The following is a 15,887-nucleotide window of genomic DNA, read 5'->3' as shown; positions in this document are numbered from 1 at the left end:
GCTCACCGGCTGCCTCCGGCCAGGCGCGGCCCGCGCGGCTGCAGCGCGGCCAGCTGCTCCGGCAGGCCATGCGCCCAGCCGGTGATATTGCCGGCGCCGAGGCAGATCACGTAGTCGCCCGGCTTGGCGATGGCGTTCACCATCTCCGGCAGGCTGTCGGGGCCGGGCAGGGGGACGACGCTGCGGTGACCGTGGGCGCGCAGCCCGTCCACCAGCGCGTCACGGTCGAAGCCCGGGATCGGCGCCTCGCCGGCGGCATAGACGTCGGCCACGATGACGGTGCCGGCATCGTTCATGCACTGGCAGAAGTCCTCGAACAGCGCCTGCAGGCGGCTGTAGCGGTGCGGCTGCACCACGGCGATGACGTCGCGCGCCCCGGCCTGCCGCGCCGCCTTCAGCACGGCGGCGATCTCGACCGGGTGATGGCCGTAATCGTCGATGATCTGGATGCCGTTGGCCTCGCCGACGCGGGTGAAGCGGCGCTTCACCCCCTTGAAGCCGGCCAGGGCCGAGCGGATGGTGCCCTCGTCGATGTCCATCTCCATGCCGACGGCGATGGCGGCCAGCGCGTTCTGCACATTGTGCTGGCCGAGCATCGGCAGGCGCATCGGCTTCAGGCTGCGGCTGCGGCCCGTCGCGCGGTCCTGCACCGTGACCTCGAAGGTGGCGCCCATGCGGTCGGTGATCAGCCGTTCGGCCCGCACGTCGGCCTGTGGCGAGAAGCCGTAGGTGATCAGGCGGCGGTCGATCTGCGGGATCATCGCCTGCACGTTGGGATGGTCGGCGCAGAGCACGGCGAAGCCGTAGAAGGGGATGTTGCCGACGAACTGGGCATAGCCCTGCTTCATCGCCTCCTCGGTGCCCCAGTGGTCGAGATGCTCCGGGTCCATGTTGGTGACCACGGCGGCGACGGCGGGCAGGCGCAGGAAGGAGCCGTCGCTCTCATCCGCCTCCACCACCATCCAGTCGCCCTCGCCGAGGCGGGTGTTGGTGCCGTAGGCGTTGATGATGCCGCCATTGATCACGGTGGGGTCGAGCCTGGCCGCCTCCAGCACGGTCGCGACCAGCGAGGTCGTCGTCGTCTTGCCGTGCGTGCCGCCGATGGCGATGCCCCATTTCAGCCGCATCAGCTCGGCCAGCATCTCGGCCCGGCGCACCACCGGGATCAGCCGCTGGCGCGCCGCCACCACCTCGGGGTTGTCGCGCTTCACCGCCGTCGAGGTGACGACGACCTGGGCGGCGCCCAGATTGGCCGCGTCATGCCCGACCATGACCGAGATGCCGGCGGCGCGCAGCCGCTCGACATTGTAGCCCTCGGCGATGTCGCTGCCCTGCACCTGGTAGCCGAGATTGTGCAGCACCTCGGCGATGCCCGACATGCCGATGCCGCCGATGCCGACGAAATGAATGGGACCGATATTGAGCGGCAGGGCGCGCATCACGAAGCATCCTGGGACTGGCGCGCATCCGCGCGGGAGAGAACGAGATCGGCGAGGCGGGCGGCCGCGTCCGGGGCAGCCAGCCGCGCGGCGGCGGCGGCGGCCGCGGCCAGGCCGCCCGGCGCTTCGATCAGCCGCGTCAGCTCGGCGGCCAGCGCCGCGGGCGTGAAGCCCGGCTGCGGCATCACCGTGGCGCCGCCGGCGGCGGCCAGGGCGCGCGCATTGGCGGTCTGGTGGTCGTCGATCGCGTGCGGCAGCGGCACCAGGATGGCGCCGCGCCCGGCGCAGGCGAGTTCCGCGATAGTCGAGGCGCCGGACCGCGCCACCACGAGATGCGCCGTGTCGTAGAGCCGCGCGACATCGCCGAAGAACGGCGCGAGCTCGGCCGGCACGCCCATCTCCTCGTAGGCGGCGCGGACGCGCGGCAGATCCTCGGTGCGCGTCTGCTGCACCACGGCGAGGCGCGCGCGCAGCGCCGGCGGCAGCAGCGCGACGGCGGCGGGCACGATGTCGGAGAAGACACGCGCGCCCAGGCTGCCGCCCAGCACCAGCAGCCGCACCGGACCCTGTGGCGGGTGGAACTCCCGCCCGGCCAGCGCGGCCAGGGCCGGGCGCACCGGATTGCCGACCACCGCGGTGCGGGCACCGCGCGGCACCCGGCTCGTCGCTTCGAAGGATAGGGCCAGCGCGTCGACCCCGGCGGAGAGCAGGCGGTTGGCGCGGCCGAGCACGGCGTTCTGCTCGTGCAGGATGGTGGCCGGGCGGCGCGCGCCCCCCAGGCTGCGCGCGGCCAGCAGGGGCGGCACGCAGGGGTAGCCGCCGAAGCCCACGACGGCACGGGGGCGCAGGCCTTGCAGCAGCCGCCGCGCCTGCACCATGCCGGCCGCCATCGCCACGGCCCCGGCCGCGGCGCGCCGGAGGCCGCGGCCCGCGAGGCCCGCGCCCTTCAGGACGTAGCGCTCGCCCTGCGCGAAGGAGGGGGTGACGTAATCGGCGCTGCGCGCATCGGTCATCAGCGCGATGCGGTGGCCGCGCCGCAGCAGCTCCGCCGCCAGCGCCTCGGCGGGGAAGAAGTGTCCGCCGGTTCCGCCGGCGGCGATGACGATGGGAGCGCTCACGCGCCCTCCGCCATGCGGGCGATGCGCCGCCGCGTCAGGGCCAGCAGCATGCCCATGCCGGCGGCCACCGCGACGACGGAGGAGCCGCCGTAGGAGATGAAGGGCAGGGTCATGCCCTTGGTCGGGATCAGGTGCAGCGCCGAGCCCATGTTGATGAAGGCCTGCAGGCCGAACTGCGTCAGCAGCCCGGTGGCGGCCAGGATGATGAACATGTCCTTCTCGCCCAGCAGCCGCAGCAGGCCGCGCAGCACGATGAAGCCGAAGACGCCGAGGATCAGCAGCAGGATGACCAGGCCGAACTCCTCGCCGGCGACGGCATAGACGAAGTCGGCATGCGCGTCGGGCAGCAGGCCCTTGAGCCGGCCCTCGCCGGGGCCGACGCCGAGCAGCCCGCCATGACCGAAAGCCTCCATGGCGATGGTCACCTGGTAGGTGTCGCCCGAGGCGGGATCGAGGAAGCGGTCGATGCGCGACTGGAAGTGCGGCAGGGTGAAATAGGCGGCGATGGCGCCCAGCACGCCGGCCACGCCGCAGACGCCCACCAGCATCATGTTGATGCCGACGATGAAGAGCTGCGCGCAGAACACCGAGGCGACGACCAGCAGCATGCCGATGTCCGGCTGCTTGGCCAGCACCGCCACCACCATCAGGAACATCACGATGGCGGCCGCCGGCGCCCAGCGTCCCAGCGTCCTGGCCTCGGCCAGCAGCCAGGCGGCGACCACGGCGAAGCAGGGCTTCAGGAACTCGGAGGGCTGGATGGTCATGCCGGGAAGATGGATCCAGCGCCGCGCGCCCTTGATCTCGACGCCGATCGACAGCGTCGCGGCGGTCAGCAGCAGCGCGCCCAGGAAGCCCAGCAGCGCCACGCGCCGCACCTGCTTCACCGACATGAGCGAGATGGCGACCATGACGCCGGTGGCGGCGGCCAGGAAGAAGACCTGCTTCAGGATGAAGATGTCGCGCGAGGAGGCGCCGATGCGCTGCGCCACGCCCGGGCTCGCCGCCAGCAGCATGACATAGCCGAAGCCCACCAGCATCAGCAGCGCCGCGAGCGTCCAGCGGTCCACCGTCCACCACCAGCGCCCGACGACGGAGGTATCGGCACGGGAGAGGGCCATCACACGGTCTCCGGCAAGGCGGCGACGAGGGCGCGGAAGGCGTCGCCCCGCGCGTCGAAGCCGCTGAACTGATCGAAACTGGCGCAGGCCGGCGAGAGCAGCACCACGCCGGCGCCGAGCGCGCGGGCGGCGGCCAGCGCCGCCGGCACCGCCGCCTCCAGCGTGCCGGCGATCTCCACCGGCACGCCGGCGGCGGAGAGGGTGGCGGCGAAGTCCGCCGCGCTCTGGCCGATCAGCAGGGCGCGGGCGATGCGGGGGAAACACGGCGCCAGGCTGTCGATGCCGCCCGCCTTCGGCACGCCGCCGGCGATCCAGACGACGCGGTCGTAGCTGGCCAGGGCCCGCTCCGCGCTGTCGGCATTGGTCGCCTTGCTGTCGTTGATGAAGACGACGCCGTCGCGCGCGCCGACGCGCTCCTGCCGGTGCGGCAGGCCGGGAAAGCTGGCGAGGCCGGCTGCGAGGCCCTCGCGCGGCAGGCCGAGGGCGAGCGCCGTGGCGGCGGCGGCGGCGGCGTTCTGCGCGTTGTGGCGGCCGGGCAGGGCGGCGGCCTCGTCGAGATCAGCCAGGATGCCGCCGTCGTCGCGCAGCAGGCGACCCTCGGCCCAGACGCCGCCCGGCTGCGGCGTGCCGCCCGAGACGGGGATCACGCGCGCCGCGGTGGCGTGGGCGAAGCGCGGGCCGCTGGCATCGTCCATGCCGATCACCGCGGCATCGCCCTCGCCCTGGCGGTTGAAGATGCGCGCCTTGGCGGCCGCGTAGCCCTCCATGCCGCCATGGCGGTCGAGATGGTCGGGCGTCAGGTTCAGCTGCACGGCCACGTCGAAGCGCAGCGTCTCGACGCGCTCCAGCATGTAGCTCGACATCTCCAGCACGTAGGTGCCGTCCCCCGGCAGCAGCGGCAGGCCGAGGGCGGCCGGGCCGAGATTGCCACCCACGGCCGAGATCCGCCCGGCCTGCCGCAGCAGGTGGTGGATCAGCGCGGTGGTGGTGGACTTGCCGTTGGTGCCGGTGATGCCGACAAGGCGCGCCGTGCTGCCCGCGGCGCGCAGGGCGCGATGGAGCAGCTCGGCGTCGCAGAGCACGGGCACGCCGGCGGCCTCGGCCGCCGCGGCGGCGGGATGCGCCCGCGGCAGGCGGTGCGGGATGCCGGGCGAGAGCAGCAGCGCGTCGAAGGGAAAGCCCGGCCGCGCGGCGGGGTCGCCCACGGGCAGGCCCTCGGCCTCGGCCGCCGCGCGGCCGGCCGGCTGGTCGTCCCAGCACAGCAGCCCGGCGCCCCAGCCCCGCAGCCGCAGCGCCGCCGGCAGGCCGGCGCGGCCGAGCCCGACCACGGCGATGCGCTGCCCGGCGAAGGGCGCGAAATCCGTGCGTTCGGCGAGGGCGAGGGGCGCGGTCATCAGCGGATCTTCAGCGTGCTGAGGCCGACGAGGGCCAGGATCATGGCGATGATCCAGAAGCGGATGACGATGGTCGGCTCGGCCCAGCCCTTCTTCTCGAAGTGGTGGTGCAGGGGCGCCATCAGGAAGACGCGGCGGCCGGTGCGCTTGTACCAGAAGACCTGGATGATGACCGAGACCGTCTCCACCACGAACAGGCCGCCGACGATGGCCAGCACGATCTCGTGCTTCGTCGCCACCGCCACCGCGCCGAGCGCGCCGCCGAGGGCGAGGCTGCCGGTGTCGCCCATGAAGACCTTGGCCGGCGGGGCGTTGAACCACAGGAAGCCGAGGCCGGCGCCGATCAGCGCCGAGCAGAACACCGCCAGCTCGGAGGTGCCGGGAACGCCGTTGAGCTGCAGGTAGTCGGCGAAGACGCGGTTGCCGACGAGATAGGCGATGAGCGCGAAGACGGCGGCGGCCAGCATCACCGGCACGGTGGCCAGCCCGTCCAGCCCGTCGGTCAGGTTCACCGCGTTGGAGGCACCCATCATCACCAGCATCGCCAGCACGGGGAAGAAGATGCCGAAGTTGATCATGGCCTCCTTGAAGAAGGGCATGGTCAGGTGCGTCGACAGCTCGGCCGGCATCAGCAGGGTGATCCAGATGGCGGTGAGCAGGCCGACGCCCGCCTGCACCACCAGCTTCATCCGGCCCGAGACGCCCTTGGTGTTGCGCTTGGTGACCTTCAGCCAGTCGTCCCAGAAGCCCAGCAGGCCATAGCCCAGCGTGACCAGCAGCACCGCCCAGACCAGGCCGTTGCGCAGATCGGCCCAGAGCAGGGTGGAGGAGACCAGGCCGAGCAGGATCAGCACGCCGCCCATGGTGGGCGTGCCCTTCTTGGTCAGCAGATGGCCCTCCGGCCCGTCGGTGCGGATCGGCTGGCCGCCGTTCTGGAAGCTGCGCAGCCAGCCGATCACCCAGGGCCCCAGGAACAGGCAGATGAACAGCGCCGTCATGCAGGCCGCACCGGCCCGGAAGGTGACGTAGCGAAACAGGTTGAAGAGGATGAGCCCGTCCCCGAGGGGGGACAGGAGATTGAAAATCATGAATGCGCCCCTTCGCGCGCTTCCCCGCGCGCGGATGTCAGGGCCTTCACGACCGCCGCCATGCGGCTGCCGAGGGACCCCTTCACCAGAATGACATCGCCCGGACGCACGGCCCCCACGACCAGCGGGGCCAGTTCTTCGCTGCTCTCCCGATGCGCGCCGCGCCGGGAGGCCGGCAGGGCGTCGTACAGGCCGCGCATCAGTGCACCGCAGCAAAATACCAGATCGGCGGCGGCCAGAACATCCGGCAGCAGGGATGCGTGCAATGCGGGTCCGTGCTCGCCCAGCTCCCGCATGTCGCCCAGCACGGCGATGCGCCGCCCCGCCTGGGCGCCCAGCACGCCGAGCCCGGCGCGCATGGCCGGCGGCTGGCCGTTGTAGCTGTCGTCGATCAGCAGGGCGGTGCCGCCGGCCAGGACCAGGGTGGCGCGGCCACCACGTCCGGCGCCGGGGCGGAAGCCCGCCAGCGCCGCCAGGAAGTCGGCCGGATCGGCGCCGAGCGCCGCCGCCGTGGCCAGCGCGGCCAGGGCGTTGAGGGCGAGGTGGCGGCCGGGGGCGGCGAGCGGGAGGTGGTGGCGGGTGCCGTGGAAGGCGATCGCGGCCTCGCCCGATTCGGCGCCGCCGCGATAGTCGAGCAGCCGCGCCTCGGCCGCCGCATCCAGACCGAAGCCGGTCACGGCGAGGCCCGCGCGGGCGGCGCGCCGGGCCAGCAGCGGGTACATCGCGGAATCGCGCGGCAGGACGACCGGCGCGCCGGGCGCCAGCCCTTCCATGATATCGGCCTTCTCCTCGGCGATCTCCTCGAGGGAGCCGAGATGGCCGATATGCGCCGCCTCCACCGTGGTGATCGCCGCCACATGCGGCCGCGCCAGCCGGGCGAGGGGGGCGATCTCGCCCCGGTGGTTCATGCCGATCTCGATGACGCCGTAGGCCGCCCCGCGCGGCATGCGCGCCAGGGTCAGCGGCACGCCCCACTGGTTGTTGTAGCTGGCGACGGCGGCATGGGTCGGCGCCAGGGCGGAGAGGCCGTGGCGCAGCATCTCCTTGGTCGTCGTCTTGCCGACGCTGCCGGTGATGGCGGCGATGCGGGCCTGGCTGCGCGCGCGGCCGGCGGCGCCGAGGGCGGTGAGGCCGGCCAGCGTCTCGCGCACGCGAAGCAGCGGCGCGCCCGCCGCCACGCCCGGCGGATCCCGGTCCACCATGGCGCCGGCGGCGCCGCGCGCCAGCGCATCGGCCACGAAGTCGTGCCCGTCCCGCGCGTCGCGCAGCGCGACGAAAAGCTCGCCCGGGCCGGCCGCGCGGCTGTCGATGCCGATGGCGCGGATGTCGAGCCCGTCGGGCGCCGTCCCGCCGGTCGCCTCGCGCAACTCGCCAGAGGTCCAGAGCGGGCTCATGCACCGCCGCCGGCGAGGCGGCGCACCGTCCCGGCATCGTCGAAGGGCAGGGTCTCGGTGCCGATGGTCTGGCCGGATTCGTGCCCCTTGCCGGCGATGGCCAGCACATCCCCCGGCCCCAGCGCGGCCAGGCCGGCGGCGATGGCGGCGGCGCGGTCGCCGATCTCGGTCACCTCGGCCTCGCCCGTCATGCCGGCGCGCACGGCGGCGCGGATCGCCGCCGGGTCCTCGGTGCGCGGATTGTCATCGGTCAGGATGGCGTGGTCGGCCAGCCGGGCGCAGACCGCGCCCATCAGCGGCCGCTTGCCCGGGTCGCGGTCGCCGCCGGCGCCGAAGACCACGTGCAACCGGCCAAGCGCATGCGGACGCAGCGCGGTGAGCAGCCGCTCCAGCGCGTCCGGCGTATGGGCGTAGTCGACATAGACGGCGGCGCCGTGGGACAGCCGCGCCGCCAGCTCCATCCGCCCGCGCACGCCGACGAGGCGCGGCAGCAGGGCGAGCACCCGGTCGGCCGGCAGGCCGCAGGCGACGGCCAGGCCAGCGGCGAGCATCACGTTGTCGGCCTGGAAGCGGCCGGGCAGCGCCAGGATCAGCTCGGCGCGGCGGCCGAAGGCGTCCAGCGCGATCTCCTGCCCCTCGGGGCGCGGCGCGTGGCGCAGCAGGCGGATCTGCTCGCCGGCCTCGCCCACGGTGTGGAACTTCAGGTGCCGCCGCCGGGCGATGCGGCGCAGCGCCTCCAGCAGCTCGGGCGCCATGTCGGCATTGGCGACCGCGTGGTCGCCCTGGTCCAGCAGGGTGTCGAAGAGGCGCAGCTTGGCCGCGGCATAGGCGGCCATGTCGCCGTGATAGTCGAGATGGTCCCGCGTCAGGTTGCTGAAGCCGGCGGCGGTCAGCATCAGCCCGTCCAGCCGCCGCTGCTCCAGCCCGTGCGAGGAGGCCTCGAGCGCGGCGTGCTGCACGCCGGCGCGGGCCAGCCCGGCCAGGGTCTGGTGCAGCACCACCGGATCGGGCGTGGTCAGCGACGGCGTCTCGGGAAAGCCGGGCGCGCGCAGGCCGAGCGTGCCGAGCGAGGCCGCCTTGCTGCCGGCCAGGGTCCAGATCTGTCGCAGGAAATCGACCGTGCTGGTCTTGCCGTTGGTGCCGGTGACGGCGACGACCTTCGCCGGCTGCTGGCCGAAGAAGCTTGCGGCCAGGCGGGCCAGGGCGCGCCGCGGGTCGGCCACCGCCAGCAGCGGCCGCGGCGGCACCCCGGCGGGCCATTCGGTTCCCTCCGGCGCCAGCACCGCGCCGGCGCCACGGGCCACCGCCTCCTCGATGAAGGCGCGGCCATCGGCCCGCGCGCCGGGCAGGGCGGCGAAGAGATAGCCAGGGCGGACGGCGCGGCTGTCGGCGGTCAGGCCGAGGATCTCGGCATTGCCGCCGGGCCAGCCCTGGGTGGATGCCGGAACCGCCTGCCGCATCAGGTCACCGAGCCGCAAGGCCCGCTCCCTGGTTGGAGGTGAGGCGCAGCGGCACGGGCGGCGGCAGCGCCCCCGGCGCGGCGCGGCCGGGCAGGGTCGGCATCGGCACGGCGCGCGGCAGCACGGGCGGCGCGGCGTCATCGCGCGGCGTGGCGGCGGGGCGCGGCGCCGCCGCGCGGGGCGGCTCGGCGGCGCGGCTGGCGGCCGGGGTGGCGGCGCCGGCCGCCGCCGAGGCGCGCGGCCGACCCGGCTGCAGCGGGATGGAGGTGGCGGCGACGATCTGGGGATTGCCCGGATCCTCGGGCACCAGGCCGAGGATCGGCGCGATGCGCGCGATCACCGAGCCCGCCGCCGGCGCCGCCACCCAGCCGGCGGTGGCGTAGCCGTAGCTCTTGGCGTTCGGCTTCGGCTCGTCGACCATGACATAGAGCGCGTAGCGCGGCGCGTTCATCGGGAAGGCGCCGACGAAGGCGGCGATGCGCTTGTTCATCAGGTAGCCGCCGCGCGGGCCGGTCTTCTGCGCCGTGCCCGTCTTGCCGCCGACGAAATAGCCCGCGACATCGGCGTTCTTGCCCGAGCCGTCGGTGACGACCAGGCGCATCAGCCGGCGCATCGTCTCGCTGGTGCGCTCGCCGATCAGCCGCACGCCCTCGCGCTGCGCGCCGGGCGGCTGCGCCAGCAGCGTCGGCTGGCGCAGGATGCCGCCATTGGCGATCGCCGAGACACCGGTCACCACATGCAGCGGCGTCACGCTGATGCCGTGGCCGAAGGCGATGGTGAACATGTTGATGTCGCGCCAGCTGTTGGCCGGCGGGGCGAGCGGCAGCGCGGCCTCGGGCAGCTCGATCTGCTGCCGCGCCAGCATGCCGGCGGCCTTCATGAACTCGCGCTGGCGCTGCGGACCGAAGGTCTGCGCCATGTGCGCGGCGCCGAGGTTGGACGAATAGGCCAGGACCTCGGGGAAGGTGATCCAGCGGTTCTTGCCCTTGTAGTCGCTGATGGTGAAGCGGCCGAAGCGGATCGGGCGCGAGGCGTCGAAGCTCGAGGTGTTGACGTTGGCGGTGCCGTATTCGAGGGCGGCGGCGGCGGTCAGCAGCTTGAAGGTCGAGCCCGGCTCGTAGACGCCGACGGTGACGCGGTTGAAACGCTCGTCGGGCGTCGCGCCGCCGATGTCGCCGGCATCGTAGTCCGGCAGGCTGACCATCGAGATCACCTCGCCGGTGTTGATGTCGAGCACCACCCCCGCGCCGCCGATGCCGTTGAAGTCGGCGATGGCCTTGCTCACCGCGTCGCGCAGCGCGAGCTGCACGCGCACGTCGATCGACAGCCGCAGCGGCGTCTCGCGGTCGGTGGAGAGGCGCTCGTCGAAGCGCCGCTCGATGCCGGAGACGCCCTTGCCATCGACATCGACATTGCCGAGCACGTGCACGGCGGCGCGGCCCTGCGGATAGTAGCGGCGCTCCGCCTCCTCGAAGTCGAGCCCGGCGATGCCGAGGTTGATGACGCCCTGCTGCTCGCGCGGGGTCAGGGCGCGGGAGATGTAGACGAAGCCGCGGTCGCCGGAGAGCCGCTCGATCAGGCGCTCGCGTTCCAGCTGCGGCATCACCGTGCGCAGGCGGTCGGCCACTTCGGTCGGATTGTGGATGACGCGCGGATTGGCGATCAGCGCCGTGACGGGGAGGGAGATGGCCAGCATCTCGCCGTTGCGGTCGGTGATCGGCGCGCGGCTCGCGACATGCAGCGAGGGCGGCTGCAGGGCGCGCACGGCGGCGTTCAGCCGCTTCGGCTCGGCCGGGGCGATCACGGTGGACCAGGTGGCCTTCATCGCCACCGCGAGGAAGAGCGCGCCGAAGCCCAGCGCCGCCACCACCAGCCGCCCGCGACTCCGCTCCAGCTGGGCCCGGCGCTGCAGGTCCGGGCCGGTGACGCGCACGGTCACGCCGGGCAGCGACTCCTCATGCGGCGCCGGCCCGTCGCCGGTGGCGGACAGGACCGGGCGGCGCAGCGGCAGGGAATCGGGCGAGGGCGGCTGGATGGGCATCATGGCGGCCTACTGCCAGGTGCCGGGGCGAACGGGGACCGGCGCGGCCATCGGCACCGGCGGCGCCAGGCTGCTGCCGCCGACCATGCCGAGCGAGGAACCGCCCGGCGCGGCATTGCCGGGCGCGGCGACGGCGCGGGCGGCGGAGACATGGGCGGCGGTCCGCAGCAGGTCGGGGCGCGGCGCCGGGCGGGTGTCGGCGACCAGCGGGCCGCGCGGGACGGCGCGGACGGCCGGCGCCGCCACGACGGCCGCCGGGGCCTCGCGGGCGCTGTCCACCGCCGGCACCGGGCGGCGCGGCGCCGGCGCGGCGCGGGCGGCGGCGAGCTGGCTGGCGGCGTGCGGCGCCTCCCGGACGGTCTCCACGGCGCGGGGCGCGGGACGCGGGGCGGGCTCGGCGGCGCGGCTGTCCTGCGGCCGGGACTCGGCACGGGCCGGGCGGGCCTCCGGCATCCGCGCCGCCGCGGCGGCGACGGTGATCGGCGCCGGGCGCGGCGCCTCGGCCAGGGCGGGGGCCTCCGCCGGCGGCTCGGGCGGCACCGGCAGCGCCGCCTCGGCGAGGGCGGTCTCCGGCGCCGGCCCGAACAGGCTCACCGGGCCGGCGAAGGCCACGGCCACCGGCAGGCGGCGCTCCAGCTCGGTCATGCGGACGAACTGGGACGGCGTCATGGTGTCCAGCGCCAGATGCTTCTGCGCCACCTGGCGCAGCCGCTCCGGCTGGTTCAGCAGGGCCCATTCGGCGCGCAGCACCTGGCTGCGCTCGCGCGCCGCCTCGATGCGCCTGCTGACGTCACGCAGCTCGCGGTCGAGCTGCGCCGCCGCCTCCTCCGCGCGGTAGACGTGCCAGCCCACGGCGCTGAAGGCGAGGATGGCAACCACGGTCAGGGGGCGGAACATCAGGCCTCCTCCAGCTTCTCGAGAGCCCGCAGGCGGGCGGAACGGGCGCGCGGATTGGCCGAGACCTCGGCTTCCCCGGGACGCAGGGCATTGTTGGTGACGAGCCGGAACTCCGGCCGGCGCCCGGCCGCCAGCATGGCGGAGGGCGCATGGCGCGAAGCGCCTGGGGCGCGGCCCGCGGCGCTCTGCATGAAACGCTTGACGATGCGGTCCTCCAGCGAGTGGAAGGCCACCACCACCAGCCGCCCGCCGGGCGCGAGCAGCCTGGCGGCGGCGGCGAGGCCACGCTCCACCTCGCCCAGCTCGTCGTTCACCTTCAGCCGCAGCGCCTGGAAGGAGCGCGTCGCGCTGTCGATCCCGGAGGGATCGCGCGGCATCACCGAATGGATGATGCGCACCAGCTGGCCGGTGGTCTCGATCGGCGATTCGCGGCGGGCGGCCAGGATGGCGCGGGCGATGGGGCGGGAATGCCGCTCCTCGCCGAGCTGCCAGAGGATGTCGGCCAGCTCCGCCTCGGGCAGGCGGTTCACCAGATCGGCCGCCGAGGGGCCGCTCTTCTCCATCCGCATGTCGAGCGGGCCGTCGCCGCGGAAGGAGAAGCCGCGCTCCGCCTGGTCGAGCTGGAAGGAGGAGACGCCGAGGTCGAGCACCACGCCGTCGAGCGCCGCCACGCCGTGGCCGGCCATCAGCTCCAGCATGTCGCCGAAGCGGCCCTCGACCAGCTTCAGCCGCTCGGGGAAGGCGGCGAGCAGGCTGGCGCCACGGGCGATGGCGTCCGGGTCGCGGTCGATGGCGTAGAGGGTGCAGGCGGCGCGCTCCAGGATGGCGCGCGCGTAGCCGCCGCCGCCGAAGGTGCCGTCGAGGTAGGTGGCGCCGTCGCGCGGGGCGAGGCTGTCCAGGACCTCGGTCAGCATCACCGGACGATGCCCGCTCATGCCGTGCCCTCCGGCGCGCGCGGGCCGCGCGGCGGCAGGGTCAGGCCGCGCTCGCGCGCCTGGAGTCGGCTCTGGGCGACACGCTGCTTCGCGCCTTCCGGCTCCCAGATCTCGAAGATGCGGCCGCGGCCCATGAAGACGATGTTCTCCTGCAGGCCGGCGAAGGCGATGAGGTGTTCGGGCAGCATGATCCGGCCATCGGCGTCGGGGCGAAGCGGGCAGGCCTCGGCATAGAGCGCGGCGGAGAGGTCGTCCTGGTCCTCGGAGAAGACATCGAAGCCTTCCAACCGGTCCGCCAGCTCGTCGAAGACGGTGGCCGGCCAGCCCTCCAGGCAGCTGTGCTGGTGCGACGGGCGGAGGATCAGGTCCTCGCTCTGCAGCTGGGTCAGGACGGCACGAAACGGCGCCGGGACGGAGACCCGTCCCTTCTTGTCCAGCCGATTCGTGTGCATCCCCATGAAGCGGGTCATGAAGCCGCCCTGTCCCCCTGCGGCGGTAAGCCTGACCGGCCGGGGAAGCGGCTGGCGGGGCCCCCCGACCCCGCCAGCTACCCGACCATCCCCTTCATCGGCCCCTCGCCCCCCCGAGCTCCGAGCCGTTCATGGGATAATCTGGATTATCATGGGTTAACTCTGGGCAGCAAGCTTAAAACCCGCGTCGGTGCTTGTATAAAATTACGGAAAACATGCGCTTAGACGGCGCAGCGCCGAATCGACGTGAATCGGTAAATAAACGTGATGGGTGGGAGTCAAGAGCGTCAGACGGCCTGTAAGCCGGGTTCTGTCCAGAGCCTGGCGCAAGCCTGACCCTGGGGCGACCATTCCTCTGGGACACGCCTCGCGGCATGCCTCTCGCGGCCAACCCGGGTGGCGGGGCGGGAATGCCCCTGCGGCCGAGACCCTCGCGGATCTCCCGCCGGCCACCCCTATTCGGCCTTGCTCCCGGTGGGGTTTACCCTGCCGCCCCTGTTGCCAGGGGCGCGGTGCGCTCTTACCGCACCGTTTCACCCTTGCCGGGGCGGCAAGCCGGCCCGGCGGTTTGATTTCTGTGGCACTGTCCCTGGGGTCGCCCCCGCCGGCCGTTGACCGGCACCGTATTCCCGTGGAGCCCGGACTTTCCTCCAGCCCCGGAACCTGTCCGGGACCAGCGGCCGCCCGGCCGTCTGACGCGGTGTGCATGTGCGCCGGGGCCCGGCGGGTGTCAATGCGCCCGGTGCCCCACGCCCGCCGGTGGAATGCTTTTTTGGAATAAGGTGTATTATTGCTATGCTTCTACCCGCGACAGCCGCGAATGCCTGGAAGCTATATATTATTAAGGTGTGGCGTTGCCGGGTTCTTCCATCAGGGCGGCAAGCGATTCCAGGCGACGCAGCGTGCCGCTGCCGGCCCGGCCATCCACCCCTTCCGGGTGCCAGTGGCGCTGGAAGGCGGTGAGCGCCAGGTGCGGCGCGGCGGGATCGACGGCATAGCCGATCCGCCGCAGCAGCGTGGCGGCCGCCACCAGGTCCTCGCCGCTTCCATCCCCGGTGTCATCCCCGGCCGCATCGGGCCACAGGCCGATGCCATTGGCCGCCAGGCCGCGCCAGTCGAACAGCTCGCCCGGGTCCTGCTTGCGGTCCGGCGCGATGTCGCTGTGCGCCACCACGTGTCCGGGCGGGATCGGATGCCGGGACAGGATGTCGAGGCAAAGCTCGGCCACGGCCGCCATCTGCAGCGCGGGGAAGGGCCGGTAGCCCCATTCATGGCCCGGATTGACGATCTCGATGCCGATGCTGGTGGCGTTCAGCAGGCTGCGGCCGCGCCAGAAGGACAGGCCGGCATGCCAGGCGCGGCGCGATTCGGGCACCAGGCGCCAGATCGCGCCATCCTCCTCCACCAGATAGTGGCAGGAGACGCGCGGCAGCGGGGCCGGGGGCGCCGGGTCGCAGAGGCGGTCCAGCGCCGCGCGGCCCGTCGGCATGCCGGTGTAGTGCAGCACCAGCATATCGACCGGCGCGCCGCCGGGCCGCTCGTCGTGGTTGGGGCTGGGCCGGTCGCGGCAGGGCAGGGCGGTCTCCGCCGCCTGCCTCACAAGCCGCGTTCCCGCTTCACCCTGTCCCAGGCGGCATTGATCTCGGCCACGCGCTGGGAGGCCTGCCGCACCCCCTCGGCCGGGACGCCGCGCGCCGCCAGGCTGTCCGGGTGGTGCTCCTGCATCAGCCGGCGCCAGGCGAGGCGCACCTCCCGGTCGCTCGCCGTGGCGGAGACGCCGAGCACGGCATAGGCGTCGGTGACCGGGGGCGGCGCCAGGGTGGACCGGTCGTAGCCGGTGCGGAAGCTGCCGGCGGCATCGTTCAGCCGGAAGGACTGGCGCACGCGGGCGAGGAAGATCGCCTCCCCCCGCGTCATCGGCCCATCGGCGCGGGCGATATGGTGCAGCGCGGTCAGCACTTCCTCGAGCACGGTCGGGTTGTCGGCGAAGACCTCGCCGAGCCGCCGGGCGAAGGGCTCGTAGCCACCGGCCTCGTCGCGCGCCTTGTCGAAGAGCAGGCCGACCTGCCGCTGGTTCTCGGGCGGGATGCGGAAGACGCGCTTGAAGGCGTCGATCTCCTCCCGCTTCACCGGCCCATCGGCCTTGGCCAGCTTGGCGGAGAGCACGATGACGCTGACCGAGAAGATCTGGTCGCGGTTGGTCAGGCGGGACAGGGATTCCGGGCGGGCATCCAGCTCGTCCCGCGTGCCCTCGTCCGCGGCATGGCCGAGCGCCGCGCCGACGACGGCGCCGAACGGCCCGCCCATGGCGAAGCCGGTCATGCCGCCGAGGATCTTCCCCCACAAACTCAAGACTGGTCTGCCTCCATGCCCTGTCCTTCCCCTACCATGCGTCGGGCAAGGCTGCCATGCCATGTGGTGGCGAACGGGCTTGCATGCGCGGCGGGGCGGCGGCACAGGACAGGCGGAAACGGGCGGGTGGGCGGGCGGCGCGGGCGTCGATGCGCGGGGCCGCCGGGAAGGAGCAGGG

The 15,887-nt window shown here is 73.5% G+C and carries 13 protein-coding genes and 1 other RNA gene; all 14 read right to left on the bottom strand.

Going from position 1 to position 15,887, the window contains the following annotated elements; genetic code table 11:
* Nucleotides 1–2 precede the first annotated feature (2 nt).
* Complete coding sequence (gene murC, locus ACF3NH_RS01405) at nt 3–1,439, bottom strand: UDP-N-acetylmuramate--L-alanine ligase (protein ID WP_422921600.1); 1,437 nt, start codon at nt 1,437–1,439, stop codon at nt 3–5.
* On the bottom strand, nt 1,439–2,557 hold the full coding sequence (gene murG, locus ACF3NH_RS01400) for an undecaprenyldiphospho-muramoylpentapeptide beta-N-acetylglucosaminyltransferase (RefSeq protein WP_422921599.1): 1,119 nt from the start codon (nt 2,555–2,557) through the stop codon (nt 1,439–1,441). The genes murC and murG overlap by 1 nt, the downstream gene beginning before the upstream one ends.
* Nucleotides 2,554–3,678 (bottom strand): FtsW/RodA/SpoVE family cell cycle protein, encoded by a 1,125-nt coding sequence (locus ACF3NH_RS01395; RefSeq protein WP_198366104.1) that lies wholly within the window; start codon nt 3,676–3,678, stop codon nt 2,554–2,556. Before ACF3NH_RS01395 ends, murG begins: the two co-directional genes overlap by 4 nt.
* Nucleotides 3,678–5,072, bottom strand: a complete 1,395-nt coding sequence (gene murD, locus ACF3NH_RS01390; protein ID WP_422921598.1) for a UDP-N-acetylmuramoyl-L-alanine--D-glutamate ligase — start codon at nt 5,070–5,072, stop codon at nt 3,678–3,680. Before murD ends, ACF3NH_RS01395 begins: the two co-directional genes overlap by 1 nt.
* Nucleotides 5,072–6,160, bottom strand: coding sequence for a phospho-N-acetylmuramoyl-pentapeptide-transferase (gene mraY / locus ACF3NH_RS01385; protein ID WP_198366106.1), 1,089 nt, complete (start codon nt 6,158–6,160; stop codon nt 5,072–5,074). Before mraY ends, murD begins: the two co-directional genes overlap by 1 nt.
* Nucleotides 6,157–7,554, bottom strand: a complete 1,398-nt coding sequence (locus ACF3NH_RS01380; RefSeq protein ID WP_422921597.1) for a UDP-N-acetylmuramoyl-tripeptide--D-alanyl-D-alanine ligase — start codon at nt 7,552–7,554, stop codon at nt 6,157–6,159. The genes mraY and ACF3NH_RS01380 overlap by 4 nt, the downstream gene beginning before the upstream one ends.
* Nucleotides 7,551–9,014, bottom strand: a complete 1,464-nt coding sequence (locus ACF3NH_RS01375; RefSeq protein WP_422924698.1) for a UDP-N-acetylmuramoyl-L-alanyl-D-glutamate--2,6-diaminopimelate ligase — start codon at nt 9,012–9,014, stop codon at nt 7,551–7,553. Before ACF3NH_RS01375 ends, ACF3NH_RS01380 begins: the two co-directional genes overlap by 4 nt.
* A gap of 4 nt (nt 9,015–9,018) precedes the next feature.
* A complete protein-coding gene (locus ACF3NH_RS01370; RefSeq protein ID WP_422921596.1) occupies nt 9,019–11,058 on the bottom strand; it encodes a peptidoglycan D,D-transpeptidase FtsI family protein in 2,040 nt (679 codons plus the stop codon).
* 6 nt (nt 11,059–11,064) lie between these two features.
* Nucleotides 11,065–11,952 carry a cell division protein FtsL gene (gene ftsL, locus ACF3NH_RS01365; RefSeq protein WP_198366108.1) on the bottom strand — a complete coding sequence of 296 codons (888 nt, stop codon included), beginning with the start codon at nt 11,950–11,952 and terminating at the stop codon, nt 11,065–11,067.
* Entirely contained in the window at nt 11,952–12,887 is a 936-nt protein-coding gene (gene rsmH, locus ACF3NH_RS01360; RefSeq protein WP_422921595.1) for a 16S rRNA (cytosine(1402)-N(4))-methyltransferase RsmH, read from the bottom strand. The genes ftsL and rsmH overlap by 1 nt, the downstream gene beginning before the upstream one ends.
* Complete coding sequence (gene mraZ, locus ACF3NH_RS01355; protein WP_198366110.1) at nt 12,884–13,357, bottom strand: division/cell wall cluster transcriptional repressor MraZ; 474 nt, start codon at nt 13,355–13,357, stop codon at nt 12,884–12,886. Before mraZ ends, rsmH begins: the two co-directional genes overlap by 4 nt.
* A gap of 283 nt (nt 13,358–13,640) precedes the next feature.
* Nucleotides 13,641–14,053: RNase P RNA component class A (gene rnpB / locus ACF3NH_RS01350), an RNA gene on the bottom strand.
* Between the two features lie 145 nt (nt 14,054–14,198).
* Nucleotides 14,199–14,957, bottom strand: coding sequence for an N-acetylmuramoyl-L-alanine amidase (locus ACF3NH_RS01345; RefSeq protein ID WP_422921594.1), 759 nt, complete (start codon nt 14,955–14,957; stop codon nt 14,199–14,201).
* Nucleotides 14,954–15,709, bottom strand: coding sequence for a TerB family tellurite resistance protein (locus tag ACF3NH_RS01340; RefSeq protein WP_422921593.1), 756 nt, complete (start codon nt 15,707–15,709; stop codon nt 14,954–14,956). Before ACF3NH_RS01340 ends, ACF3NH_RS01345 begins: the two co-directional genes overlap by 4 nt.
* Nucleotides 15,710–15,887 lie beyond the last annotated feature (178 nt).

Source organism: Pseudoroseomonas sp. WGS1072 (genome assembly GCF_049340465.1).
Classification (GTDB): Bacteria; Pseudomonadota; Alphaproteobacteria; order Acetobacterales; family Acetobacteraceae; genus Pseudoroseomonas.
Note: the sequence above shows the minus strand (reverse complement) of the source record. Positions and strands in the feature narration are given on the sequence as shown.

Excerpts from the sequence above, each read along its gene's own strand:
- murC (WP_422921600.1), bottom strand. The coding sequence starts at position 1,439 with ATGCGCGCCCTGCCGCTCAATATCGGTCCCATTCATTTCGTCGGCATC.
- ACF3NH_RS01395 (WP_198366104.1), bottom strand. The coding sequence starts at position 3,678 with ATGGCCCTCTCCCGTGCCGATACCTCCGTCGTCGGGCGCTGGTGGTGG.
- murD (WP_422921598.1), bottom strand. The coding sequence starts at position 5,072 with ATGACCGCGCCCCTCGCCCTCGCCGAACGCACGGATTTCGCGCCCTTC.
- mraY (WP_198366106.1), bottom strand. The coding sequence starts at position 6,160 with ATGATTTTCAATCTCCTGTCCCCCCTCGGGGACGGGCTCATCCTCTTC.
- ACF3NH_RS01380 (WP_422921597.1), bottom strand. The coding sequence starts at position 7,554 with ATGAGCCCGCTCTGGACCTCTGGCGAGTTGCGCGAGGCGACCGGCGGG.
- ACF3NH_RS01375 (WP_422924698.1), bottom strand. The coding sequence starts at position 9,014 with ATGCGGCAGGCGGTTCCGGCATCCACCCAGGGCTGGCCCGGCGGCAAT.
- ACF3NH_RS01370 (WP_422921596.1), bottom strand. The coding sequence starts at position 11,058 with ATGATGCCCATCCAGCCGCCCTCGCCCGATTCCCTGCCGCTGCGCCGC.
- ftsL (WP_198366108.1), bottom strand. The coding sequence starts at position 11,952 with ATGTTCCGCCCCCTGACCGTGGTTGCCATCCTCGCCTTCAGCGCCGTG.
- rsmH (WP_422921595.1), bottom strand. The coding sequence starts at position 12,887 with ATGAGCGGGCATCGTCCGGTGATGCTGACCGAGGTCCTGGACAGCCTC.
- mraZ (WP_198366110.1), bottom strand. The coding sequence starts at position 13,357 with ATGACCCGCTTCATGGGGATGCACACGAATCGGCTGGACAAGAAGGGA.